This window comes from Kribbella voronezhensis, assembly GCF_004365175.1.
GTDB lineage: Bacteria > Actinomycetota > Actinomycetes > Propionibacteriales > Kribbellaceae > Kribbella > Kribbella voronezhensis.
In genome coordinates this window covers 2,334,093-2,356,644 of sequence record NZ_SOCE01000001.1, presented here as the reverse complement: position 1 = coordinate 2,356,644, position 22,552 = coordinate 2,334,093, and the positions used below count along the sequence as shown (strand labels likewise).

Annotated in this window: 25 protein-coding genes; 10 read left to right on the top strand and 15 right to left on the bottom strand. The window is 68.5% G+C overall.

Annotation, left to right across the window (positions count from 1 at the left end):
- Positions 1-25: 25 nt before the first annotated feature.
- The gene (locus EV138_RS10600; protein WP_133978203.1) at positions 26-1,672 is read right to left on the bottom strand and encodes a phospho-sugar mutase; all 1,647 of its coding nucleotides are present in this window, start codon (positions 1,670-1,672) and stop codon (positions 26-28) included.
- Positions 1,673-1,693: 21 nt separating this feature from the next.
- Entirely contained in the window at positions 1,694-2,155 is a 462-nt protein-coding gene (locus EV138_RS10595) for a gamma-glutamylcyclotransferase family protein (protein ID WP_112246482.1), read from the bottom strand.
- 31 nt (positions 2,156-2,186) lie between these two features.
- Between EV138_RS10595 and EV138_RS10590 the strand changes: the two genes are divergently transcribed.
- The 3 genes from EV138_RS10590 to EV138_RS10580 are packed head-to-tail and all read left to right on the top strand — an operon-like array spanning position 2,187 to position 4,258.
- Positions 2,187-3,566, top strand: coding sequence for an NAD(P)H-quinone dehydrogenase (locus EV138_RS10590; RefSeq protein WP_133978202.1), 1,380 nt, complete (start codon positions 2,187-2,189; stop codon positions 3,564-3,566).
- 4 nt (positions 3,567-3,570) lie between these two features.
- Positions 3,571-3,834, top strand: a complete 264-nt coding sequence (locus EV138_RS10585) for a muconolactone Delta-isomerase family protein (RefSeq protein WP_133978201.1) — start codon at positions 3,571-3,573, stop codon at positions 3,832-3,834.
- A gap of 55 nt (positions 3,835-3,889) precedes the next feature.
- Complete coding sequence (locus tag EV138_RS10580; RefSeq protein ID WP_166678548.1) at positions 3,890-4,258, top strand: helix-turn-helix domain-containing protein; 369 nt, start codon at positions 3,890-3,892, stop codon at positions 4,256-4,258.
- On the opposite strand, the gene EV138_RS10575 is transcribed toward EV138_RS10580, so the two are convergent.
- The 10 genes from EV138_RS10575 to EV138_RS10535 are packed head-to-tail and all read right to left on the bottom strand — an operon-like array spanning position 4,245 to position 12,151.
- Positions 4,245-4,961 (bottom strand): DUF6390 family protein, encoded by a 717-nt coding sequence (locus tag EV138_RS10575; RefSeq protein ID WP_133978199.1) that lies wholly within the window; start codon positions 4,959-4,961, stop codon positions 4,245-4,247. The genes EV138_RS10580 and EV138_RS10575 overlap by 14 nt on opposite strands.
- Positions 4,961-5,176, bottom strand: a complete 216-nt coding sequence (locus EV138_RS10570) for a HypC/HybG/HupF family hydrogenase formation chaperone (protein WP_133978198.1) — start codon at positions 5,174-5,176, stop codon at positions 4,961-4,963. Before EV138_RS10570 ends, EV138_RS10575 begins: the two co-directional genes overlap by 1 nt.
- 6 nt (positions 5,177-5,182) lie before the next feature.
- The gene (locus EV138_RS38655) at positions 5,183-5,284 is read right to left on the bottom strand and encodes a DUF6893 family small protein (RefSeq protein ID WP_439648973.1); all 102 of its coding nucleotides are present in this window, start codon (positions 5,282-5,284) and stop codon (positions 5,183-5,185) included.
- A complete protein-coding gene (locus EV138_RS10565) occupies positions 5,284-5,790 on the bottom strand; it encodes a hydrogenase maturation protease (protein WP_133978197.1) in 507 nt (168 codons plus the stop codon). The genes EV138_RS38655 and EV138_RS10565 overlap by 1 nt, the downstream gene beginning before the upstream one ends.
- Positions 5,787-7,085, bottom strand: coding sequence for a hypothetical protein (locus EV138_RS10560; protein WP_133978196.1), 1,299 nt, complete (start codon positions 7,083-7,085; stop codon positions 5,787-5,789). The genes EV138_RS10565 and EV138_RS10560 overlap by 4 nt, the downstream gene beginning before the upstream one ends.
- Complete coding sequence (locus EV138_RS10555; protein WP_133978195.1) at positions 7,082-7,714, bottom strand: DUF6084 family protein; 633 nt, start codon at positions 7,712-7,714, stop codon at positions 7,082-7,084. Before EV138_RS10555 ends, EV138_RS10560 begins: the two co-directional genes overlap by 4 nt.
- A complete protein-coding gene (locus tag EV138_RS10550) occupies positions 7,707-8,420 on the bottom strand; it encodes a DUF5947 family protein (protein WP_202866688.1) in 714 nt (237 codons plus the stop codon). Before EV138_RS10550 ends, EV138_RS10555 begins: the two co-directional genes overlap by 8 nt.
- Entirely contained in the window at positions 8,417-9,265 is an 849-nt protein-coding gene (locus EV138_RS10545; protein WP_133978194.1) for a NifU family protein, read from the bottom strand. Before EV138_RS10545 ends, EV138_RS10550 begins: the two co-directional genes overlap by 4 nt.
- Before the next feature lies 1 nt (position 9,266).
- A complete protein-coding gene (locus tag EV138_RS10540) occupies positions 9,267-11,078 on the bottom strand; it encodes a nickel-dependent hydrogenase large subunit (RefSeq protein WP_133978193.1) in 1,812 nt (603 codons plus the stop codon).
- Entirely contained in the window at positions 11,075-12,151 is a 1,077-nt protein-coding gene (locus EV138_RS10535) for an NADH-quinone oxidoreductase subunit B family protein (protein WP_202866687.1), read from the bottom strand. Before EV138_RS10535 ends, EV138_RS10540 begins: the two co-directional genes overlap by 4 nt.
- Before the next feature lie 162 nt (positions 12,152-12,313).
- Between EV138_RS10535 and EV138_RS10530 the strand changes: the two genes are divergently transcribed.
- The 7 genes from EV138_RS10530 to EV138_RS10500 all read left to right on the top strand — a co-directional run bounded on the left by EV138_RS10530 (position 12,314) and on the right by EV138_RS10500 (position 20,266).
- Positions 12,314-12,817, top strand: coding sequence for a helix-turn-helix domain-containing protein (locus EV138_RS10530; protein WP_133978192.1), 504 nt, complete (start codon positions 12,314-12,316; stop codon positions 12,815-12,817).
- A 143-nt stretch (positions 12,818-12,960) separates the two neighbouring features.
- Positions 12,961-15,264 carry a carbamoyltransferase HypF gene (gene hypF, locus EV138_RS10525; protein ID WP_202866686.1) on the top strand — a complete coding sequence of 768 codons (2,304 nt, stop codon included), beginning with the start codon at positions 12,961-12,963 and terminating at the stop codon, positions 15,262-15,264.
- Positions 15,255-15,575, top strand: coding sequence for a HypC/HybG/HupF family hydrogenase formation chaperone (locus EV138_RS10520; protein WP_133978191.1), 321 nt, complete (start codon positions 15,255-15,257; stop codon positions 15,573-15,575). Before hypF ends, EV138_RS10520 begins: the two co-directional genes overlap by 10 nt.
- Positions 15,572-16,717, top strand: coding sequence for a hydrogenase formation protein HypD (gene hypD / locus EV138_RS10515; RefSeq protein WP_133978190.1), 1,146 nt, complete (start codon positions 15,572-15,574; stop codon positions 16,715-16,717). Before EV138_RS10520 ends, hypD begins: the two co-directional genes overlap by 4 nt.
- The gene (hypE, locus tag EV138_RS10510; RefSeq protein WP_238158057.1) at positions 16,710-17,801 is read left to right on the top strand and encodes a hydrogenase expression/formation protein HypE; all 1,092 of its coding nucleotides are present in this window, start codon (positions 16,710-16,712) and stop codon (positions 17,799-17,801) included. The genes hypD and hypE overlap by 8 nt, the downstream gene beginning before the upstream one ends.
- Positions 17,802-17,860: 59 nt before the next feature.
- Positions 17,861-19,021 carry a glycosyltransferase 87 family protein gene (locus tag EV138_RS10505; protein WP_238158056.1) on the top strand — a complete coding sequence of 387 codons (1,161 nt, stop codon included), beginning with the start codon at positions 17,861-17,863 and terminating at the stop codon, positions 19,019-19,021.
- Between the two features lie 36 nt (positions 19,022-19,057).
- Positions 19,058-20,266 (top strand): glycosyltransferase 87 family protein, encoded by a 1,209-nt coding sequence (locus EV138_RS10500; RefSeq protein WP_133978189.1) that lies wholly within the window; start codon positions 19,058-19,060, stop codon positions 20,264-20,266.
- A 15-nt stretch (positions 20,267-20,281) separates the two neighbouring features.
- Here EV138_RS10500 and hypB read toward each other — a convergent pair whose 3' ends face one another.
- From hypB to EV138_RS10485, 3 genes are all read right to left on the bottom strand, one after another.
- A complete protein-coding gene (hypB, locus tag EV138_RS10495; protein WP_133978188.1) occupies positions 20,282-21,109 on the bottom strand; it encodes a hydrogenase nickel incorporation protein HypB in 828 nt (275 codons plus the stop codon).
- A gap of 1 nt (position 21,110) precedes the next feature.
- Positions 21,111-21,440, bottom strand: coding sequence for a hydrogenase maturation nickel metallochaperone HypA/HybF (locus tag EV138_RS10490; RefSeq protein WP_133978187.1), 330 nt, complete (start codon positions 21,438-21,440; stop codon positions 21,111-21,113).
- 104 nt (positions 21,441-21,544) lie between these two features.
- Entirely contained in the window at positions 21,545-22,435 is an 891-nt protein-coding gene (locus EV138_RS10485) for a cell wall metabolism sensor histidine kinase WalK (RefSeq protein WP_133978186.1), read from the bottom strand.
- Between the last annotated feature and the right edge of the window lie 117 nt (positions 22,436-22,552).

Here is a 22,552-nt window from a genome sequence, read left to right as displayed (position 1 = left end):
AAGCTCGCAGTTGTGGTTGAGGCGGCTAAATGCCGGCAGCCCCCGCGAGGTCCCGCTTGATCGCCGACAGCTCCGCTGCGGCCTGTGCGCGAGCTGCTGCGACGTTGTCGCCTTCGACCGGGATGACGACTTCCAGGTAGCACTTGAGTTTCGGCTCGGTGCCGGACGGGCGGACGACGACGCGCGCGCCCTCGGACAGGTGGTACCGCAGGCCGTCCGTGGCCGGCAGTGTCTCGGAGGCGGTGTTCAGATCGTCGACCTGCTCGACCGCGTGCCCGCCGAGCGAGGTCGGGGGAGTCGCCCGCAACCGGTCCATCGCGGCCGAGATCAGGCTCAGGTCCTCCACCCGCGCGGACAGTTGGTCCGTCGCGTGCAGCCCGTACTTCTTCGCCAGGTCGTCCAGCAGATCGAGCAGGGTTCGCCCGTCGGCCTTCGCCCGCGCCGCGAGTTGCAGCACCCGGATCAGCGTCGAAATGCCGTCCTTGTCCTTCACGGCCGACGGATCCACGCAGTACCCGAGGGCCTCTTCGTAGCCGAAGACCAGGTCGGGAACGCGCCCGATCCACTTGAACCCGGTGAGCGTGTCGGCGTACCGCACGCCGTACGCCGCCGCGATCTTGCTCAGCAGAGACGACGAGACGATCGAGCACGCGGCCACGCCGTCCGGCGAGGACGACAGCAGGAACTCGCCGAGCAGTCCACCGAGTTCGTCCCCCCGCAGCATCCGCCACCCACCAGCCGCGGCAGGATCCGGTACGGCGACCGCGCAGCGATCCGCGTCGGGGTCGTTCGCGACAGCGATGTCGGATCCTTCGGCGCGGGCCAGGTCCAGCGCGGCGTCGATCGCGCCCGGCTCCTCGGGGTTGGGGAAGGAGACGGTCGGGAAGTCCGGATCCGGATCAGCCTGTGAAGCAACAATCGCCGGTACTGCGAACCCTGCGCGCGCCACCGCCTGCTCGACCAGAGCCCGGCCGACCCCGTGCAGCGGGGTGTAGGCGACGTCCAGATCGCGCGGGGCGTCCGCGGGAACCAAGGTCGCGATGCGATCCAGGTAAGCGCCGAGCAGGTCGTCCCCGGCCGTCTGCCAGTCGTCACCCCGCGGTACGGAAGCCAGCGGGCCGACCGCGTCGATGGCGGCGGCGATCTCGCTGTCGGCCGGTGGCACGATCTGGGAGCCGTCGCCGAGGTACACCTTGTAGCCGTTGTCCTGCGGCGGATTGTGCGACGCCGTCACGACGACACCGGCGACGGCCTTGAGATGCCTGATCCCGAACGCGACGACCGGCGTCGGAGTCGGGCGGTCCAGCAGTACTGCGTCCAGCCCGGCGCCGCGGACCACCGCGGCGGTGTCCTGCGCGAAGATGTCCGACTTGTGCCGCGCGTCGTACCCGATCAGCACCGGACCGTCGGTGAGCCCGTTCGCCTTCAAGTAGGCGCACAGCCCGGCAGCGGCGCGAATCACGACGACTCTGTTCATCCGGTTGGGCCCCGCACCCACGGCGCCGCGCAGCCCCGCGGTACCGAACTCCAGCGTCCCGCTGAACCTGTCGGCCAGCTCCTCGTCGGCACCTGCGTCGAGCAACTCCTGCAGCTCAGCGCGGGTGTCAGGGTCGGGGTCTTCGCTCAACCAGGCTTCGGCGGCGGCACGAACATCATCATTGACGGTCACCACCGCAAGATACAGCGCGGAGAGCTAGTGTCCCGAGGACTGGCAAGGCCGGGCGCGGAGGTCTGCGACGTAGTCGTCGGGGGCCCCGGCGGCTTCGGCGGCCTCGGCGAGGATGCCGAGGTAGCGGGCGGACGGCAGGCCGCCCTCGTAGGCGTTGAGGACGTACATCCAGGCCAGTTGCTCGCCGTCCAGGGTCTGCACCCGGACCTGGATCTTGCGGTAGACGCCCTGGTCGATCCATTCCCACTCGTCCAGCCGCTCGACGTCCTTGGGGTGGATGTCGTAGAGCGCGACGAACACCTGGTTCGTCGGATCGGCCGGGTCCTCGACGACGGTCGCCATCGAGCCCTCCCAGCCGAGCTCCTCGCCACCGAAGGTGAGGCGCCAGCCGACGATCCACCCGGTCCCGCGCAGGGGCGAGAACGGGCACCGCTCGGCCATCAGATTCGGGTCCAGATTCGACGCAAACGCGGCGTACAGGGTCACGAGATCACAGGATACGGAACAATGGCGTCTCGTGGCGCGAGTTGTGATCATCGGTGGCGGTCCTGGCGGGTACGAAGCGGCGAGTGCGGCCGCCCAATTAGGGGCGGAGGTGACAGTCGTCGACTCCGACGGGATCGGCGGGTCGTGCGTGCTCACGGACTGCGTTCCGAGCAAGACCTTGATCGCCACCGCGGAGGTGATGACCGAGGTCGAGGAAGCGGGCCAGCTCGGCGTACGGCTCGAGGACGGCGACGACGACCCGGCCAACTCCGTGCGTGTCGATCTCTCCGTCGTCAACAAGCGGGTCAAGGCGCTGGCGACGGCTCAGTCCGAGGGGATCAGCCGCCGGCTGGCCGACGACAAGGTCCGGGTGATCCACGGCCGCGGCCGGCTCGACGGCCCGGAGACGGTCGTCGTCGGTGACGAGCGGCTGGACGCCGATGTCGTGCTGATCGCCACCGGGGCAAGGCCGCGCATTCTCAAGGGTTCCGAGCCCGACGGCGAGCGGATCCTGACCTGGGAGCAGGTCTACGAGCTCGAGGAACTGCCCGAGCGGCTGATCGTTGTCGGGTCAGGTGTCACCGGCGCCGAGTTCGCCAGCGCGTACGACGCGCTCGGCAGCGACGTGGTGCTGGTTTCCTCGCGGGACCGGGTGCTGCCCGGGGAGGACCAGGACGCGGCCGCCGTGCTCGAGGACGTCTTCAAGCGGCGCGGGATGACGGTGCTCGGCAAGTCCCGGGCCGAGTCGGTCCGCCGGCAGGGCGACGGCGTCGTCGTCACGCTCACCGACGGCCGGACGGTCGAGGGCTCGCACGCGCTGCTCGCGGTCGGTTCGCTGCCGAACACCGAGGACATGGGGCTCGTCGAGTCGGGCGTGTCGCTCGGCGACGGCGGCTTCATCACCGTCGACCGGGTCTCCCGGACGTCGGCCCGCGGGGTGTACGCGGCGGGCGACTGCACCGGCGTACTGATGCTCGCCTCGGTCGCCGCGATGCAGGGCCGGATCGCGATGTCGCACGCGCTCGGCGACGCGGTGGCCCCGCTGAACCAGTCGACCGTCTCGTCGAACGTCTTCACCGCGCCCGAGATCGCCACCGTGGGCCTGACCCAGGCCGCACTGGACGCCGGTGGCAGTACGGCGATGGTCGTCAAGGTGCCGCTCGCCGACAACGCCCGGGCCAAGATGCAGGGCGTCCGGGACGGCTTCGTCAAGCTCTTCTGCCTGCCCAACACCGGCATCGTCGTCGGCGGCGTGGTGGTCGCGCCCCGCGCCAGCGAACTCATCCACCCGATCTCCCTGGCCGTCGGCGCCCGCCTCACCGTCGACCAGATGGCCCAGTCCTTCACCGTCTACCCCTCGGTCTCCGGCTCGATCGCCGAAGCCGCCCGAAGGCTTCATCTGCGATCCTGACCAGATGAAGTTCCTGGTGATCTGGCAGATGGAGCTCAGTTTGCTCTCGCCGGAGATGGCGCGCGCGGTGGGCTCCATGCCGGAGTACGGCGAACGCCTGCAGCGCGAGGGCAAGGTGCTCTCGCGGTACCACGTCGTCGGCTCGCACGGCGGCGCCTGGATCTACGACGTCGACTCCCACGAGGAGTTCGAGCGGCTGCTCGGCCGGGCGCCGGTGTTCAACTTCGCCCGCTACACCGTGCACGCGCTGGCCGAGATGGACCGCTGACGATTGACGGACCAACGCCCCGCGGAGGATGGTGGCAGGGACGGGAGGAGTCCGGATGTTCAGTGACACCGACGACCTGTCGGTCGATCGGCACCTGATCGTCTCGCACCGGTTGCGGGCCCGCCGGCTGCAGCTGGGGCTGACCCAGAAGCAGGTCGTGACCAGGCTGGGCCGCCAGGGGATCCGCACCACCAACAAGACCCTGAGCAGCTTCGAGCACGGTGCCGGCGTCGACGTCGTCCGGCTGCCGGAGCTCGCCGCGGCGCTGGACTGCACCGTCACCTACCTGCTCGGCCTCACCGACCAGGCGAGCCACTGGGAGCCGGATCACCCGGACGTCGCCCATCCTCAGCTGCCCCCGATCCGGACCGGCAACTGGATCCTCGGCCCCGACGTACCGGCCCGCTCGGCTAGACCAAGGTGAGACGGTCGTTGGCAATGCCGAGGTGGTACGCCGAGTAGTCGCGCAACGCGGTCAGCCGGGCGAGGTCGAGCCGGTCGCAGATCCATTGCCAGTGCAGAGAAACCCAGTCGCCGGCCCGCAGGCGACCGAGCAGGTCGATGCCGTCGGCCGACCTGATCACTGTCTCCTCGCGAGCCGCGCCCAACGCAAGGACGCGGCCGTTCCAGGTGAGCGGCCGGGACTGCACGACGACCTGGTCACCGGTGTCGGCGACGACTCGCCCCCACCGGATCCGGCACTGATCGAGTACGTGCAACGCCTGGCCGGTACTGCGTTCGTCGCCGAGCAGCCCGGCCCAGGGGTAGACGGAGAACACCTGGTAGCTGTGGTGTGGCCTGCCACCTGCCGTGAACGGCGTACCCACGTCCTCCAGCAGGGGATTCCCCACCCAGTACGCCTCAACAACTCGCGTGTCGAGCGGGTCACGAATGCCGGTCGCACGGGCGATCAACTCCAGGTAAGGCCAGGCCCCCTCGAATTGGCGGGCCAGCTCCCGGAGTACGGCCATCGCCTCGCCGTCGGCCGCGGTCGGTCCCAGGTGGCGCGCTCCAGCGCCGGCCCGCGCACCGTTGGCCAGCAGGGCCGCGCTGTCCGTGGGGCCGCAGTAGCCGAGTCGGTTCGGGGCGAGGGCGTACCGGGCGAACAGGACCGGGCCGGCCGTCATCACTCGCCGCCGAAGAACGCCAGCGCGTCGGCGGCGCGCTCAGGGCTCATCCGTTCGAGCGCGAAGCCGCTGTGGATCAAGATGTACTCGCCCGGTACGAACGGCCCGTCGAGCAGCGCGAGGTTGATCTCGCGCACCACACCGGCCACCTCGACCTGACCGAGGTCGAGGCCTGGGGTGGTGGCGACGATGCGTCCCGGGATGCCAAGACACATAGGCCGCTACATGTTCCTCAGCCGGACGTACCGGACGGCATCCGGAACGGCACCCCAGCCCAGTCCGACGACCACTACGACGACGACTCCGAGGACGATCCAGCGCATCACGGCTTCCCTTCTGTCGCCCCCACCGGCGCCTCGGCCGGTGCGGTGGCGTGACCGGTGACCAGGTCGGTCACCAGTTGGGCGGCGGTTCCGACCGCTGCCTCGACGGCCGGGGTGAGTCCGAGCCCGGTCCCCGTCTCGGCTGGTTCGCAGCCGACCACGACCACCGTTCCCAAGGTCCCACCAAGTCGCGGAACAAGCGAGAGCACGGCGTCGGGAGCCAGATCGTGGGCGTCCATGCTCACCTCGGGACCGGGTTCGGCCGCCGGCTCGGCCTCGACGACGTACAGCGTGCCCGGGGGACCGTCGCGGTGCACGGCGTCGATCAGCACGACCAGGTCGTACGGTTCGAGCAGTTGGTAGGCCAGATGGATGCCGCGGATGCCGAAGTCCCGTACTTCGACACCTTCGGGCCACTCCTGGCCGGCGAGTTGCTCCACCACGGAGACCCCGAAGGCGTCGTCGCTGCAGAACACGTTGCCCAGCCCCGCCACCAGGATCCTCATCGCGCAACCACCAGTGGCTCGAGCTCGTCCGGGCTGAAGTAGAGGTACCGGCCGTGCGACCGTTGCACCTCGCCCTCCTCACCGTCGAGAGCGACCGCGACATGGGTCTCGCCGTCCACGTCCGACAACACCGCGACCACGGTCCCGAGCCGGTCGGCCAGGAACATGTCCTGCGCGTCGGCCCGCCGTACGCCGGGCCGCAGCCGCACCCGAACTCCGTTGCCGACGGCAACCTCGCCGACCATCACCGTGTCGGTCTCGGGGGATACCGAGGCGTCGTTGCCGGGATCCCACCAGGGCGCGTCGGCCGGGGGCGGTTCGGGAGCGGCGGTGACGGCGCGAAGATAGCGAACTGTGCCGTGCAGCCGGTCCAGGATCTCCTGCGGCATCGCGTCGACCCGGTCCAGCATCGCCGCGGCGCGTGGATCGGTACCACGGACCTCACGTTTCTCCTCCTCGGTCAGCGTCATCGTCCGCAGGCTGAGGATCTCGTCGATCTCCGTCGCGTCGAACATCTCGCCCTGCGACTCCGGCGCGATCCGCGGGTGGTCGTAGAGGATGATCGGCGACGACAGCACCACGTCACCGGCCAGGACCGGGAAGATCCCCAGGTTCTCGCAGCCGGCCGCGTAGCCGGTGGCCCACTCGGGCGGTTCGAGCAGCGAGATGAACCGGGCGCCGTCGGCAGCGACCAGCAGGTGATGCGCGATCAACGCCTGCCGCAACGCGTCCACGCGGTCGGTGTCCTCGCCGGGGCTTCGATTCTCCAGCCGCAACCGCAGCCGGTTCACGCCGTACGGGCCGGGTAGCTCCTCTTTGCTCAGGGCAAGTACTCCGGTGAGCGGCTGCCGGGTCCGCCGCAGGGTCCCGAGCTCACCGACGGTTTCCTCGACGACGCCGCCGGGGACCTCGAACGCCTTCTCACACGGCAGTTCTTGCAGATCCACCGAGACGTCGACCTGCCGCTCGACCGCCTCGTCCCACGACACATACGACGCCTCGTCCGTCCGCAACGAATCCACCTCGTTGCCGAGGGCATCCAGCACGGTCCGCCGTTGCGCCTGCAGGAAGCGGATTCGCACCGTGAGGACGGCCTCGCCGCCGTCGAGCAGGCAATCGGTCTGTGACCAGGTCCGTTCGGACGGGTCGACGAGTCCGTAGGCAGGCGGCATCAGCACGCCGAACTGCCAGCGCACCCGGTTCTTCCCGTCCGACGCCCGGTAGGGGTAGAGCACGTAGCCCTCGAACAGCAGCGCATCCGCGATCTGCTGGACGTCGTCGAAGGAGGACGTCATTCGAGCTTCTCCTTCAGCAGTCGTTCGATCGCGTCGTCCCAGCCCGGCAAGGCCTCTTTCGCGCGGTAGTCGTAGAGCTTGTCGAAGGTGTCGCGCCGCAACCGCAACCACGCGGCGCCCGGGAAGTGCTGGTCCATCGCCTGGCGCCAGACCGGCACGGGCAACGCGTACGACGTCTCCTTCTGCCACGCCACCGGAGTGACCGAGAGCGTTCCGGGCTTGCCGGTGAAGATCGTGCCGTTGAACAACAGCAGCAGCGGCGCCCCGCCGTCGCGGAGCGCGTAGAGGTACTTGTGCGCGGCGACGTCGAAGTCGTAGCTGCACGGCAGGTGCAGATCCACTTCGGTCGAGCCGGTGAAACCGGGCACCATCTGGGTGACGAAGGCGAGTTGCAGCGGCTTCAGCGTCTCGCCCCAGCGGGCCCGGTCGCCGAAGAGGTCCGCGAGCGCGTCGCCTTCGGCGTCGTCGTAGCGCCGCCGGATCGGTTCGATCCGGATCTGGCAGCGCAACGCGAGCGCGTGCACCGGCGTACCGGTGGTTTCGGTGACGCGCAGGTGCAGCAGCACGGTCGGCGTCGCGGCGTACCGGTCGGCGTCCGCGCCCGTGCAGGTGAAGTCGAGGTCAACCACGGCACCGCTCCCTCACCGTGGCGAAGAACTCGTCGATCCGTCCCCAGACCTCCTCGCCGCCGGCGAACCCCTCCCAGTACTGGCGGACGAGCCCGACCAACTCGTAGCAGGAGTCGATCGGGACCAGGTAGCACTCGAACCCGTCGTCCAGCCGGCGCAACAGCACGGCCTCGACGTCCGGGATCAGCGCGCCCAGGACCGGATCCGCGGCGACCACCTCGTCCCAGCTGGCCAGGTCGAGAAGTGACTCGGTGGCACCACCGGGACTCGGATAGAACGCGACGTGCCGGTCCTGATCCGTCTGGTGGAACATGAACGCCAGGTTGACCGGGATCCCCAGCGCCTCCCACTGCGCCGAGGTCATCGAGAAGTCCCGGTTGTAGCGGTAGTTCTCCGGTACCGCGCGATAGTGGCCGCGTGAGGCCGCCTCCACGTTGAAGAGCAGGTAGCACGGCCGGCAGGTGCACAGCAGACGGTGATCCGGTACGTCGGCGATGTGCGGGTGCTGCGGCCCGATCGGAACCGCGCACATCTCGCATTGCTCGCCTGGTGAGAGTTGCCGGCGAACCCCGCCGGTGAAGCCGCGCAGGACCGCAACCGGATCCACCGAACCCGCGTCCAGCGAGGCACCCGCGCCGGGGGTGGTCACCCGACGCGGGAGCGGCTTGTCTCGCGCCAGTGCGCGGAGCGTCGACGAAGGTCTCACGCCGGTTGCCTTCCCGGGATCGCGACCTTCCAGCCGGTGCCGTCGCGCAACAGCGGCAGCGCTTCGAGGCCAGGCGCTCCGCCCGGTGCGAGCGCCCGGCCGGCCAGGCGTACGTCGTACCGGGCGGTGCAGCGGGGACAGCTGAGCTCGTCGCCGGTCAGCGTGCCGTGCTGCAAAGGGGACGAGCAGACGGGGCAGTTGTTGCGATAGGCAACGAAGGTGCCGTCGAGGTTCGCGATCAGCAGCTCCAGGTCGGCAACCACCAGCTTCTGCAGTTGCCCGGAGGCGGTCACCAGCTCGACCCGGTGCCAGCCCTCGCTGTCCTGGCTGCCGCGGTACGGCTCGATCGTCAGCAACGTCTGCTTCTCGGCGGCGACCATCCCTTCGACGTCGACCGCGACGGCTTCGGGAGCGGCATCGAGGACGGCGTTCTCGACGGTCAGCCGGACGGTCGCGGTCGATCCCGGGCAGCCTTCGCAGCTGCCCTGCAACCGCAGATGCACGATCCCGTCGTCATCGATCCCGAGATAGTCGATGCCGCCTGCGTGCGAGCCCAGATAGGGCCGGACGCTGTCCAGCGCCCCTTGAATCCTGGTGGCCACGTCGTCGGGATGCAGGTCGTGCAGGAGCAGCATCCCGGTGACCAGGTCATCGGTCAGCAGGTCGCGGACCTGGTTCTCGTCCAGCCGCGCCAGCAGCTGTTCGAGACCCGCGCCGTGCAGGGACAGCACGGCGCGGACCAGCTCCTCGACCTTCTCGCTGACCTCGGGCTCGGCGCGCCGCTGAACCTCGTCCAGCAGCACGTCGATCCGTTCGCTCAGCGCCTGCGCGTCGCGACGCTCCATCTCAGTAGGGCTTCACCGCGAGCGTGGGCGAATGGAGATGCGTTTTCTCCCGCCCGTTGCCGACGTACATGTGCACCCCGCAGGGCAGACACGGGTCGAAGCTGCGCACGGCCCGCATGATGTCGATGCCCTTGAACCGGTCCGGCGGGTTCTCCTCGAAGATCGGCGTGTTCTGTACGGCGTCCTCGTAGGGGCCCGGTGTTCCGTAGGAGTCCCGGACGCTGCCGTTCCACGGGGTCGGCGGATACGGGTGATAGTTCGCGATCTTGCCGTCGCGGATCACCATGTGGTGCGACAGGACGCCCCGGACCGCCTCGGTGAAGCCGCACGAGATCGCATTGTCGGGCACCTTGAACGGGGTCCAGGTCTCGGTCCGGCCGGCCCTGACCTCGGCCATCGCCTTCTCGCAGAAGTGCAGCGCCAGCGCCGCGGCGTACGCCTGGAAGTAGGTCCGGGCCCGGTTCCGCTCGAGTGCGTTGCTCCACCGCGGGATCTTCCACTCGTACTCCGTGGCCGGCTTGAGCGCGGTCCGGGGGAGCTGGATCTTCACGCTGTGGCCGGTGGCCTGGACGTAGTCGGTGTTGACGAGTCCGGACAGCGCCGTCGACCAGAGCCGCGCGATCGGGCCGCCGCCGGTGTCGAGTGCCAGGTGATCCTTGCCGTCGAACCAGCGTGGCGACATCGTCCAGCTGTACGCGTTCGCGAAGTCGCGCTTCTGCGGCTTCGGGATCGTGTGCTGGTTCCAGGGGTGCCGCACGTCGATCGGGTTGCCCAGCGGGTCCTTGTCGACGAACTTCTCGTGGCTGCCGTCGGCCCAGTCGTCGTAGAACGAGCTGCCGAGCAGGATCCGCAGGCCGAGGTTGATGTCGACCAGGTTGTTGGTGACCAGCTTGCCGTCGACCACCACGCCGGGGGTGACGAACATCCGCTTGCCCCAGGCATTCATCGTCTTGTAGTCGAAGTCGCAGATCGCCGGGTCCTGCAGACTGCCCCAGCAGCCGAGCAGGATGCGCCGCTCGCCGACGTGCTCGTAGCCGGGCAGCGCCTCGTAGAAGAAGTCGAACAGGTCGTCGTGCAAGGGCACGACCTTCTTCATGAACTCGATGTAGCGCATCAGCCGGGTCAGGTAGTCGGTGAACAACTGGATCGTCGCGACCGTGCCGACGCCGCCCGGGTAGAGCGTCGACGGGTGGACGTGGCGGCCCTCCATCAGGCAGAACATCTCCCGGGTGTACCGGCTGACGTGCAGCGCCTCGCGGTAGAAGTCGCCTTCGAGCGGGTTCAGCGAGCGCATGATGTCGCCGATGGTCCGGTAGCCGTGGTCGCCGGCGTGCGGCGCCTCGGTCCGGTTCGCCAGTTCCAGCACGCCGGGGTTGGTCTCCTTGACCATCCGCTCGCAGTAGTCCACCCCGACCAGGTTCTCCTGGAAGATGTTGTGGTCGAACATGTACTCCGCGGCCTCGCCGAGATTGACGATCCACTCCCCGAGGTGCGGCGGCGCCACGCCGTACGCCATGTTCTGCGCGTAGACCGAGCAGGTCGCGTGGTTGTCGCCGCAGATGCCGCAGATCCGGCTGGTGATGAAGTGCGCGTCGCGCGGGTCCTTGCCCTTCATGAAGATGCTGTAGCCGCGGAAGATCGACGAGGTGCTGTGGCATTCCTCGACCGTCTTGTTCTTGAAGTTCACCTTGGCGTAGATGCCGAGGCTGCCGACGATCCGGGTGATCGGGTCCCAGGCCATCTCGACGACGTCGGAGTCCGCGCCGGCCTCGGGGGTCAGGTGCTGTTCTACCTTCGGATCAGTCGTGGTCATGGCTGGATCACCTTTTCGTAGCCGGTCGTCAGGGTGGATCCTTTGTGCCGCCATTTGGGTTCTTTGTTCGCGGTGTTCTGGGTGATTCTGCGCAGCCGCCGGATGACCGTGCCGTAGACGGTGCTCGCGGCCACCGAGACCCTGCTGCCCGGTGGTTCGTCCATGAACGGCATGAACTTGTCCGGGAAGCCCGGCATCGTGCAGGCGATGCAGATGCCGCCCACGTTGGGACAGCCGCCGACCCCGTTGATCCAGCCCCGCTTGGGCACGTTGCAGTTCACCACCGGTCCCCAGCAACCCAGCTTCACCAGGCACTTCGGCGAGCCGTACTCCTTGGCGAAGTCGCCCTGTTCGTAGTACCCGGCCCGGTCGCAGCCTTCGTGCACGGTGGCACCGAACAGCCATTGCGGTCGCAGTTCGGCGTCGAGCGGGATCATCGGCGCCTGGCCGGCCACCTGGTACAGCAGGTACACCAGCGTCTCCGACAGGTTGTCCGGATGGATCGGGCAGCCCGGCACACAGACGATCGGCAGGCCCGCCTTCGACTTCCAGCTCCAGCCGAGGTAGTCCGGAACACCCATCGCGCCGGTCGGGTTCCCGGCCATCGCGTGAATCCCGCCGTACGCCGCGCAGGTGCCGACGGCAACGACCGCGGTCGCCTTGGGGGCCAGCCGGTCCAGCCACTCCGACGTCTTCATCGGCTGCCCGGTCGCCGGGTTGTTGCCGAAACCCGCCCAGTAGCCCTCGGACTTGATCGCCTCGTTCGGGATCGAGCCCTCCACCACCAGCACGAACGGTTCGAGCTCACCGCGGTCGGCCTTGTGCCACCACTCGATGAAGTTGTCGGCGCCGGTCTCCGGGCCGCACTCGAAATCGATCAGCGGCCAGTGCACCGCGATCTTCGGCAGTCCCGGCAACGCGCCGAGGACGATCTCCTCGATACTGGGCTGGGTCGCGGCGGTGAGCGCGACCGAGTCCCCGTCGCAGCTGAGTCCACCGTTCATCCAGAGGATGTGCACGACACCCTCGTCGGCCGCGTCCTGCGCCTGTTCCGGTTCCAGGGTCATCGACATGGGTGTCCGAACCTCCTAAGGGAGTTCTTCTCGGACAGTACGTCCCGATCCCGCACCGGGACAGACACTTGTGTCGGGTATTAATGTCCGGTTCCGGAAATCCGGGATTCCCCGAATTCAGGACGGATATCTTCTGCGATTAGGTAAGCCTAAGCTGGAAATGTGCCGCCGTCCGACATTCCCCTGCCGGGCGACGACGCCGGTCTGTTCGTGTCGCCGGTGGTCGTCGTCTCGCACACCTTCCCGGCGCGACCGGGCTCGCTGCCGGACGCCGAGCTGTTCGTCCGCGAGGCGCTGGAGCCGATGGGCCTAGAGCCCGCCGAGGGCGGCGCGCTGTACGACGCCATCACCGCCGCGATCCTGGCGGCGGCCGGACCGGACGACGGCGTCTTCGACGTCACCGTGCGGATCTTCCCTGCCGGGCTGGAAGTCGAGGTGCTGCACGGTGCCGGGCGCAGGACGATCCCGCCCCGGGTCGGTGACGAGCCGTTCGCCGCGTGGCTGACCGCGGTGCTCAGCCGGCAGGGGCTCTCCCAGGAGGCGGCCGCCCGCCGGATCGGGGTCTCGGTCCGGACCATCAGTCGCTGGCTGCGCGGCGACACCGAGCCGCGGTTGCGCGACCTGCGCCGCGTGCACGCCGTCTTCGGCCGGCCGCCTGCTGGTTGAATTTGTCACCAGTAATTGCCCGGCGACCGCACTGGTGTGGTCGACGGGTGAGGTCTAGGCTGCGAAAAGAATCCGTTGATGACCGAATTCGCCATTGCGAGCGGCCTGGTAGAAACGTCAACCTGACAATTTCACTACAGGCGGTGGGTGTCACGACCGACCAGGTTTCCCGCATCCGCGCCCGCATCACCGTGTCCGGGGCTGTTCAAGGCGTCGGTTTCCGTCCGTTCGTCTATGCCCTCGCCCGCGAACTCGGGCTCTCCGGTCAAGTGGCGAACACCTCCTCCGGCGTCGTCGTCGAAGTCGAGGGTGCGGGACCTGCTGTCGCCTCCTTCACGGCGCGGTTGGACGCGGACGCGCCGCCGCTGGCCGTGGTCGACCGAGTGCTGTCGACCGCGCTGCCGGTGATCGGCGGCACGGCGTTCGTGATCCGGGACTCCGCGACCGGCCCCGGCCGGACCCTGGTGTCGCCGGATGTTGCCACCTGCAACGACTGCCTGGCCGAGTTCGCCGACCCCGGCGACCGCCGGTACCGCCATCCGTTCATCACCTGTACCAACTGCGGACCGCGGTTCACGATCATCACCGGCCTGCCCTACGACCGGCCGGCCACCACGATGGCTTCGTTCGACCTGTGCCCGGAGTGCGCCCACGAGTACGCCGATCCGGCCGACCGCCGTTTCCACGCCCAGCCGATCGCCTGCCCGAACTGCGGCCCGCGACTCGAACTGACCGCGCCCGGCGAGGAACCGCGGTACGACGAGGATGCGTTGGCCGGTGCGCACGAATTGCTCGAGGCCGGCTCGATCCTCGCGGTGAAAGGGCTCGGCGGTTTCCACCTCGCCTGCGACGCGTCCGACCCGGCCGCGGTCGAGACTCTGCGCAAGCGCAAGGACCGTGGCGACAAACCCTTCGCGGTGATGGCCGCGGATCTCGATACCGCGCGGCGGCTCGCTTACCTCGACGAGGACGAGGTCCGGCTGCTCACCGATCATCGCCGGCCGATCGTACTGGCTCGCCGTCGGCCGGGAACCTGCCTGGCCGAACAAGTTGCCCCGGGCAACCCGGATGTCGGCATCATGCTGCCGTACACGCCGTTGCACCGGTTGCTGTTCGACCAGCCGGGTGCCTGTGTGCTGGTGCTGACCAGCGGCAACCTGTCCGGCGAGCCGATCGTGACCTCGGACGAGGAGGCTCGTGATCGCCTTGCACCGTTGGCGGATGCCTGGCTCGGGCACGACCGGCCGATCCACGTGCCCTGCGACGACTCGGTGGTGCGGATGGTCGACGGGATCGAGCTGCCGATCCGCCGGTCCCGGGGTTATGCACCGTTCCCGATCGCCTTGCCGCTGCCGGTCCGGCCCGCGCTGGCGGTCGGTGGAGACCTGAAGAACACCTTCTGCCTGGGCGACGACCGGTACGCCTGGCTTTCGGCGCATGTCGGTGACATGGACGACTTGTCGACACTGCGGGCCTTCGAGCGCGCTGAGCAGCACTTGGAGGAGTTGACCGGCGTACGGCCCGAGGTGCTGGTGACCGACAAGCATCCGTCGTACCGGTCTCGGCAGTGGGCGGAATCGCATGCTGAGGGGCGGCCGGTGGTCGGCGTACAGCATCACCATGCGCACATCGCCTCGGTGCTGGCCGAGCACGCGTACGACGGTGGGCGGGTGATCGGCTTCGCTTTCGACGGCACCGGGTACGGCGATGACGGGGCGGTCTGGGGCGGCGAGGTGCTGCTTGCGGACTACGAGGGTTTCGAGCGGTATACGCATCTGAGCTATGTGCAGTTGCCGGGTGGGGATGCCGGCGTACTGAATCCCTGCCGGATGGCGTTGTCGCATCTGGTGGCGGCTGGGCTGCCCTGGGATGCGCGACTGCCGGCCGTGAAGGCGTGTACCGAGCAGGAGTTGCTGCGGGTGCAGTTGGAGCGGGATGTCGCCTGTGCGCCGACCTCGAGTATGGGGCGGTTGTTCGACGCGGTGTCGTCGCTGGCCGGGGTGTGTCATCGGGTCGGCTACGAGGCGCAGGCGGCGATCGAGCTGGAAGGGCTGGCCGTCGACCATCCCGGCGAGCACGGGTACGAGTTCGCGGTCGGGGCCGGGATGATCGATCCGGAGCCGGTCCTCGCGGCCGTGGTACGGGATGTTCTCGACGGTGTCGCGGCCGGTGTGATCGGGGCCCGGTTCCATCAGGCGGTCGCGGACGTGATGGTGACGACCGCCGAGCAGGTCAGGGCCGCGTCCGGGCCGGACACGGTCGCGCTGTCCGGCGGGGTGTTCGCCAACCGGTTGTTGCTCTCGGCAAGCACCAGGGCGTTGTCGGCGGCCGGTTTCGAGGTGTTGCGGCCGCGCCGGGTGCCGCCTACCGATGCAGGACTCGCACTCGGGCAGCTGGCCGTCGCGGCCCGCGTCCCGGCACGGAAGGAGCAAACAGCATGTGTCTAGCGGTCCCGGGACGAGTGGTGGAGATCCGCGACGAGGACGACACCCGGATGGGCAAGGTCGATTTCGGCGGGGTGATCAAGGACGTCTGCCTGGCGTATCTGCCCGACCTGCAGGTCGGTGAGTACACGATCGTGCACGTCGGTTTCGCGCTGCAGCGGCTGGACGAGGAGTCGGCGATGCAGTCACTGGCGCTGTATCGGTCGCTGGGCGCGCTCGAGGAGGAGTTCGGCGACCACTGGGGGATCGCCGCACAGCAGGCCGGGGAACGCCGGCCGCCGGGCACCGAGCTGCCGAAGGAGGAGTTGGCATGAAATATCTCGCGGAGTTCAGTGATCCGGAGCTGGCCAAGCGGCTGGTCGACCAGATCCACGCGACCGTCACCAGGCCGTGGGCGATGATGGAGGTCTGCGGTGGTCAGACCCACACGATCGTGCGGCACGGGATCGACCAGTTGCTCCCCGACGGTGTCGAGATGATCCACGGGCCGGGCTGCCCGGTCTGCGTGACGCCGCTGGAGATCATCGACAAGGCGCTGGAGATCGCCTCCCAGCCCGGTGTCATCTTCTGCTCCTTCGGTGACATGCTGCGCGTTCCGGGAAGTGGGCGTGACCTGTTCCGGATCAAGAGCGAGGGCGGGGACGTGCGGGTGGTGTACTCGCCGCTGGACGCGCTCAACCTGGCCCGGGAGAACCCGGACAAGCAGGTGGTGTTCTTCGGGATCGGGTTCGAGACGACCGCGCCGCCGAACGCGATGACCGTGTACCAGGCCAAGAAGCTGGGCATCGAGAACTTCAGCCTGCTGGTCTCGCACGTCCGGGTGCCGCCGGCGATCGAGGCGATCATGCAGTCGCCGAACTGCCGGGTACAGGCGTTCCTGGCCGCCGGGCACGTGTGCAGCGTGATGGGCGTCGAGGAGTACCCGGAGCTGACCGAGAAGTACAAAGTGCCGATCGTGGTGACCGGGTTCGAGCCACTGGACATCCTGGCCGGGATCCTGCGCACGGTGATCCAGTTGGAGAACGGCGAACACACGCTGGAGAACGCGTATCGGCGGGCGGTCCGCGACGAGGGCAACCCGGCGGCGAAGGCGATGCTGGCCGACGTGTTCGAGAGCACCGACCGGGCCTGGCGGGGAATCGGGATGATCCCGCAGAGCGGCTGGCGGCTGTCCGAGCGCTACCGGGAGTACGACGCGGAGTACAGGTTCCAGGTCCGCGACATCAAGACGCTCGAATCCACCGTCTGCCGCAGCGGCGAAGTCCTCCAGGGGCACATCAAACCCCACGAGTGCGAGGCCTTCGGCACGCTCTGCACTCCGCGCAACCCGCTGGGCGCCACCATGGTCTCCTCCGAAGGCGCCTGCGCCGCCTACTACCTCTACCGCCGCCTGCAGACCCCGGCCGCGTCGTCGGCAACCTCGGCTGAGAACAAGGAGGTGAGTTCTGTTGGCTGAGCAGGTGATGCTTCCGGATCCAGCGATGCCCGACCCGCCGAGCTTCGACGGGTGGACCTGTCCGCTGCCGCTTCGTGACCACCCGACCGTGGTGATGGGGCACGGGGGCGGCGGACAGATGTCGGCGGAACTGATCGAGCACCTGTTCGTGCCCGCGTTCTCGAATCCGTTGCTGGCGGGGTTGACGGATTCGGCCGTGGTCACCCTCGGCGGTGCCCACCTGGCGTTCTCCACCGACTCGTTCGTCGTCCAGCCGTTGTTCTTCCCCGGCGGCAGCATCGGCGATCTCGCGGTCAACGGCACGGTCAACGACCTGGCGATGTCCGGCGCCCAGCCGGCGTACCTGTCCTGCGGCTTCATCCTCGAGGAAGGCGTCGAGCTCTCCGTCGTCGGCAGGATCGCGAAGGACCTCGGTACGGCGGCCGAGCTGGCCGGTGTGATCGTCGCGACCGGTGACACCAAGGTCGTCGACACCGGTCACGGCGACGGCGTCTACATCAACACCGCCGGGATCGGACTGGTCCGGGACGGCGTCGACATCCGTCCGCAGCGCGCCGCGGCAGGAGACGTGGTGATCATCAGCGGCATGATCGGGGTGCACGGCATCGCGATCATGAGCGTCCGTGAAGGCATCTCGTTCGGCACCGAGGTCGTCTCCGACTGTGCGCCGCTGAACGGCCTGGTCGCCGCGATGCTCGACACCACTCCCGACCTGCACGTCCTGCGCGACCCGACCCGCGGCGGCGTCGCCACCTCGCTCAACGAGATCGCCAAGGCGGCCGGCGTCGGTATCGAACTGACCGAACGCAATCTCCCGATCCCCGAAACGGTCGCCAACGCCTGCTCGTTCCTCGGCCTCGACCCGCTGTACGTCGCGAACGAGGGCAAACTCCTCGCGATCGTCGCCCGGGACCAGGCCGACGAACTGCTCGCCACCATGCGCGCCCACCCGCTGGGCGCCGACGCCGCCGTCATCGGCGAATGCGTCCCCGACCACCCCGGCATGGTCGTCACCAAGACCGCTTTCGGCGCCACCCGCGTCGTCGACACCCCGATCGGAGAACAACTGCCACGCATCTGCTGAACCCCAGCTGAGCAAGGCTCCTGGCGCGGTGCCCTCCACGCCGTGCCAGGATTCCTGGTGTGCGGAGCAAAGTGATGTGGGCGGTGGCCCTTGCGGTCTGTGTTGCCGCAGGCATCGTTCTGCCGCTGTTGTGGCAGCACTCGCTGGTCGATCTGAAGGTGTACCGGCTCGGCGGCCGGGCTCTCTTGGACGATCCGTCGAGCCTGTACGACGTACGGCTGGCCGGCTTGCCGTTCACGTATCCGCCGTTCGCCGCTGTCGTGATGGTCCCGTTCGCGTTGCTGCCCTGGCCCGTCGCGACCACCGTGTGGACGGTTGGAACGGTGGTCAGCCTCGTCTTCGTCTGGCGCCTGTCGCTGGGACGCGGTATCCCGTCGGCGCTCCTGTTGGCCGTCGTCGCGGGATCCCTGCTGCTCGAGCCGGTCCGCGAGACGCTCGGCTTCGGCCAGGTCAACCTGATGCTCTGCGCACTGATCCTGTACGACGTACTCGATCTCGAGCACTCCCGTCGCGGGGTCTGGATCGGCATCGCGGCCGGGGTCAAGCTGACGCCACTGGTCTTCCTCGGCTTGCTCGTGTTCACCCGGCAGTGGAAGGCCCTGCTGTACGCCGCGGGGTCGTTCGCGGCCACGGTTCTCCTCGGCTTCCTGATCTCGCCGCACTCGGCCACGGAGTACTGGACTTCGCTCGTCTCCGACACCACCCGGATCGGCGGGCTCGCGTTCAGCAGTAACCAGTCCTGGAATGCCTTCCTGGTCAGGTTGACGGGCGATCTCGACGGTGGCGGCCTGGTCTGGCTGGCGCTGGTCGTGCTGACTGTGCTCGGCGGGCTGTGGTTCTCCCGGCTGCTGTGGTTGCGCGGCGACCGGCTGGCCGCGGTCTCGATCTGCGCGCTGGTCGGCCTGCTCTGCTCACCCGTCTCCTGGAGCCACCACTGGGTCTGGGCCCTGCCGCTCGGCGTGTCGCTGGTGCGAGTCGTCCACGGTCGCTGGCGAGTAGTCGTCGGCGTCCTGTGGTTCGGTCTGTTCACCGTGGCACCCATCTGGTGGCCGCCGAATCACGACAATCGCGAGCTGACCTGGACTTTTGGTCAGCAGCTCCTCGGCAACGCCTACCTCATCGGAGCGCTGGCGGCCGTAGTACTGCTGGCTGTTGCGCACCGTGAAATACCGTCACAGACGGTACATGCGGCCAATGGCCGGAAGCTGCCAGCGGCATAGACCGGTTGCGGCCCCTTCGGCTGCCAGGCTTGGTCGGTGACAACCGGGTTCCTGGGGACTCCGGCAAAGCGACCTTGGTGGTTCGCGGCCGGTGTCTGTGTGCTGGTCGGCCTGCTGCTGCCGTTCGTATGGAGGCACACCGGCGCCGACCTCAAGGTGTACCGCCTCGGCGGCGCGGCGATCCTGGCCGACCCGTCCACCTTGTACGAGGCGCGGCTGCGCTACATCTCGATGCCCTTCACCTACCCGCTGTTCGGCGGCCTCGTGATGGTGCCCGTGTCGCTGCTGCCCTGGCCACTCGCGTACGGCGGATCGATCGCGGTCTCCTTGATCGCCCTGTTCGCCATCTGGCGGATGAGCCTGCGGAACCACCTCGACGTCCTCCGCAAGTACTTCGGCCGCCCTCACCCGGCGGCTCTGGTCGCCCTGGTGGCCGCCTCCATGCTGCTCGAACCGGTGCGCGAGACGCTCTCCTACGGCCAGATCAACCTGATCCTCTGCGCGATCGTCCTGTACGACGTCCTCGTGGCGAAGCGCCGCGGCCTCTGGATCGGGCTGGCCGCCGGGATCAAGCTGACGCCGTTGGTGTTCTTCGGACTGCTCCTCGTCACGAAGCAGTGGCGAGCGCTCGCGCACGCGTCGGCCGCGTTCCTCGCGACGGTGCTGATCGGCTTTCTGCTCGCGCCGCGGACAGCTTTGAACTACTGGACGCACATGGTGTCGGACACCGGGCGGATCGGCGGCCTGGCGTACTCCGGGAACCAGTCGTGGAACGGGTTTCTGATTCGCGTCACCGGTGACCTGGCGGGTGGCGGCCGGCTCTGGCAGGTCGTCGTACTGCTGACCGTCGTCGGCGGACTCTGGCTGACCCGCGTGCTGTGGTTGCGTGGCGAACAGCTCGCCTCGGTGTCGGTCTGCGCGTTGATCGGCCTGCTGTGCTCGCCGGTTTCCTGGAGCCACCACTGGGTCTGGTGCCTGCCGCTCGGCATCTCCTTGCTGACGGCAACGACCGTGGGACGGCGCCATCCGATAGTGGTGTCGGCGACCTGGTTCGGCCTGTTCCTGCTCGGGCCGATCTGGTGGCCGCCGCGTGGCGACAACCAGGAACTGTCCTGGAACCTGCTCGAACAGCTCGCCGGCAACGCCTACCTGTGGCTCGCGCTGGCGGCGGCCGTCCTCCTGGCGCTCGGTACTCGTCCGAAGGCGCCGGTCATCACGAAGTTGCACGACGCGCTGACGAACTGAGCCTTCGCCGACGCGCTAGAGTTCGGCGAGCCAGTCGTACCAGGCTTCCATGCCGTCGCCCTTGGTCGCGGAGAGTTGGAGAATCTTCGCGTCGGGTTTGATCCGGGCGATCAGGTTCAGGCACAGCTCCACGTCGAAATCGACGTACGGGAGCAGGTCGATCTTGTTCAGCAGGACGAGATCGGCGGTGCGGAACATGTACGGGTACTTGGCCGGCTTGTCGGCGCCCTCGGTCACCGAGATGATCACCACCCGGGCCGCTTCGCCGAGGTCGAACAACGCGGGGCAGACCAGGTTGCCGACGTTCTCCACGAACACCAGCGAGCCGTCCGGGGGAGCGAGTTCGGCCAGGCCCGAGCTCATCATCTGCGCGTCCAGGTGACAGCCGGCGCCGGTGTTGATCTGCACCACCTCGGTTCCGGTCGCGCGGATCCGCTCGGCGTCGTACAGGGTCTCCTGATCGCCTTCGATCACGAACGTCTTCCGCCGATCGCCGATCGCGGAGATGGTGTGTTCGAGCACGGTGGTCTTCCCGGAGCCCGGTGAACTCATCAGGTTCACCGCGCTGATCCCGCGCTCGGTGAGGCGGTGCCGGTTGGCCGCCGCCAGCCCGTCGTTCTTGGCCAGAATCTCCTGCTCCAGCAGGACGGTCCGCGTCTCCGGCCCGGCGATCACCTGCTCGGCGCCGTGCCCATGCCCGTGCCCGTGCCCGGCCTCGTGCTCGCCGTCGTGGCCGTGCCCATGTCCGGCGTCGTGGTCGTGGTCCTCATGGTGATGATCGGGTACGACGGTCAGCCGGGTGCCGGTTCCGTCGGGCCGGCCGCAGCCGCAGGTGGTGCACATGTCAGGCCACCTCCACCGAGATGATTCTCAGCTGCTGGCCACTGAGCACTTCGAGATCGGCACTGCCACACGGGCACAGCATGATCGGGTCGTCGAGTTCGAACTCGTCACCGCAGTTGCGACAGTACGCCCGGCCGGTCGGCTCGTCGATGTCCAGCCGTGCGTCCTGCAACCCGGTCCCGTTCGCCACCACCTCGAAACAGAACCTGATCGAATCCGTCACCACCCCGGACAACCGCCCGATCTCCAGCCGCACGGCCGCCACCGGCCCGTCCCCGACCTTGTCGAGGACGGCGTCCACCACGCTCTCCGCAATGGCGAGCTCATGCACCCTGCCGACGCTACGCCGCCCGCGCCGTCCCAACCACCTTCCGCTGCGTCCCGACAGCGAAGGACCCCCGGGCGCTGAGCGCTCGGAGGTCCAAAGGGTGGGGATCAGAAGTCGAAGCCGCCGCCGTCGAAGCCGCCGCCGTCGCCGCCACCGAAGTCCCAGCCACCGGAGTCGCCGCCGCCGAAGTCGCCGCCGGAGTCCTGGCTGAAGTCGAAGTCCCCACCGTCACCACCGCCGTCGCCGCCGTCGTACCCACCGCCGTCTCCGCCACCGTCGAAGCCGCCGCCGTCGAACCCGCCGCCGGCGTAGTCGCCGTAGCCACCGCCGGCGAACATCCCGCCGAGCATGGTGCCGATGAACATTCCGGTCATCACGCCACCCAGACCGCCGAACATGCCTTGGGCGTAAGGCGAGTACGCCGGTCCGGCCTCCCAGTACGGCACCCGTTGCGGGCCGACCATGACCTTGCGGACGTCCGGCTCGGCACCGGCGCGGACCCGCTCGACGTCGGCCGCGCAGGCCGGGACCTCACGCGGTGCACCGCCGGGCGGGGCCCAGGTGACATCCGCGACGGAGGGGCCGTGCTGCGGGTTGAAGAAGCAGGAGGGGCGCCGCTGCGGCAGCGGTTCGCCGTTCACCCGGGCGCGGACGCACGCCATCGCGTACCGGCCGTCCTCGAGGATCTCGATCACGTGCTTGATCTGCTCGGCCTGGGTGACCTGGCCGACCGCCTGCTTGGCCGACTCGTAGGAGTCCAGCGCGCGCTGGTAGTCCTGCCGGGCGCCGTCGCCGAGATCCTTGCCGACCATGTCCAGGTCGAGGTCCTGCAACTCCTCGCCGAACTTGGTGATGTCCTCGTCGGCGGTGCGCTTGACCGACTCGAGCTCGGCCGACGAGATCTCGTCGCGCTTCTTCGTCTCCAGTTGCGTGCGGCGGTAGGAGCGATAGGCCAGCGCGGCGATCACGATCACCGCGATCAGCAGGATGAATTCCATGACAGCCTTCCTCGACAGGTGTTGCGTCGAGCCTACCGGGACGGCCCAATCGCCCCGAAAGGTGCCGCCACGCAGAGTGAGCACAATGCCAGGGATTCCCGTCACCGTGTGCACATA

What these genes read in the sequence shown, in the direction of transcription:
- EV138_RS10585 (WP_133978201.1), top strand. Translation starts at nt 3,571, where the DNA reads ATGAAGTTCCTGGTGATCTGGCAGATGGAGCTCAGTTTGCTCTCGCCG.
- EV138_RS10580 (WP_166678548.1), top strand. Translation starts at nt 3,890, where the DNA reads ATGTTCAGTGACACCGACGACCTGTCGGTCGATCGGCACCTGATCGTC.
- EV138_RS10575 (WP_133978199.1), bottom strand. Translation starts at nt 4,961, where the DNA reads ATGACGGCCGGCCCGGTCCTGTTCGCCCGGTACGCCCTCGCCCCGAAC.
- EV138_RS10570 (WP_133978198.1), bottom strand. Translation starts at nt 5,176, where the DNA reads ATGTGTCTTGGCATCCCGGGACGCATCGTCGCCACCACCCCAGGCCTC.
- EV138_RS38655 (WP_439648973.1), bottom strand. Translation starts at nt 5,284, where the DNA reads ATGCGCTGGATCGTCCTCGGAGTCGTCGTCGTAGTGGTCGTCGGACTG.
- EV138_RS10565 (WP_133978197.1), bottom strand. Translation starts at nt 5,790, where the DNA reads ATGAGGATCCTGGTGGCGGGGCTGGGCAACGTGTTCTGCAGCGACGAC.
- EV138_RS10560 (WP_133978196.1), bottom strand. Translation starts at nt 7,085, where the DNA reads ATGACGTCCTCCTTCGACGACGTCCAGCAGATCGCGGATGCGCTGCTG.
- EV138_RS10545 (WP_133978194.1), bottom strand. Translation starts at nt 9,265, where the DNA reads ATGGAGCGTCGCGACGCGCAGGCGCTGAGCGAACGGATCGACGTGCTG.
- EV138_RS10540 (WP_133978193.1), bottom strand. Translation starts at nt 11,078, where the DNA reads ATGACCACGACTGATCCGAAGGTAGAACAGCACCTGACCCCCGAGGCC.
- EV138_RS10535 (WP_202866687.1), bottom strand. Translation starts at nt 12,151, where the DNA reads ATGTCGATGACCCTGGAACCGGAACAGGCGCAGGACGCGGCCGACGAG.
- EV138_RS10520 (WP_133978191.1), top strand. Translation starts at nt 15,255, where the DNA reads ATGTGTCTAGCGGTCCCGGGACGAGTGGTGGAGATCCGCGACGAGGAC.
- hypD (WP_133978190.1), top strand. Translation starts at nt 15,572, where the DNA reads ATGAAATATCTCGCGGAGTTCAGTGATCCGGAGCTGGCCAAGCGGCTG.
- hypB (WP_133978188.1), bottom strand. Translation starts at nt 21,109, where the DNA reads ATGTGCACCACCTGCGGCTGCGGCCGGCCCGACGGAACCGGCACCCGG.
- EV138_RS10485 (WP_133978186.1), bottom strand. Translation starts at nt 22,435, where the DNA reads ATGGAATTCATCCTGCTGATCGCGGTGATCGTGATCGCCGCGCTGGCC.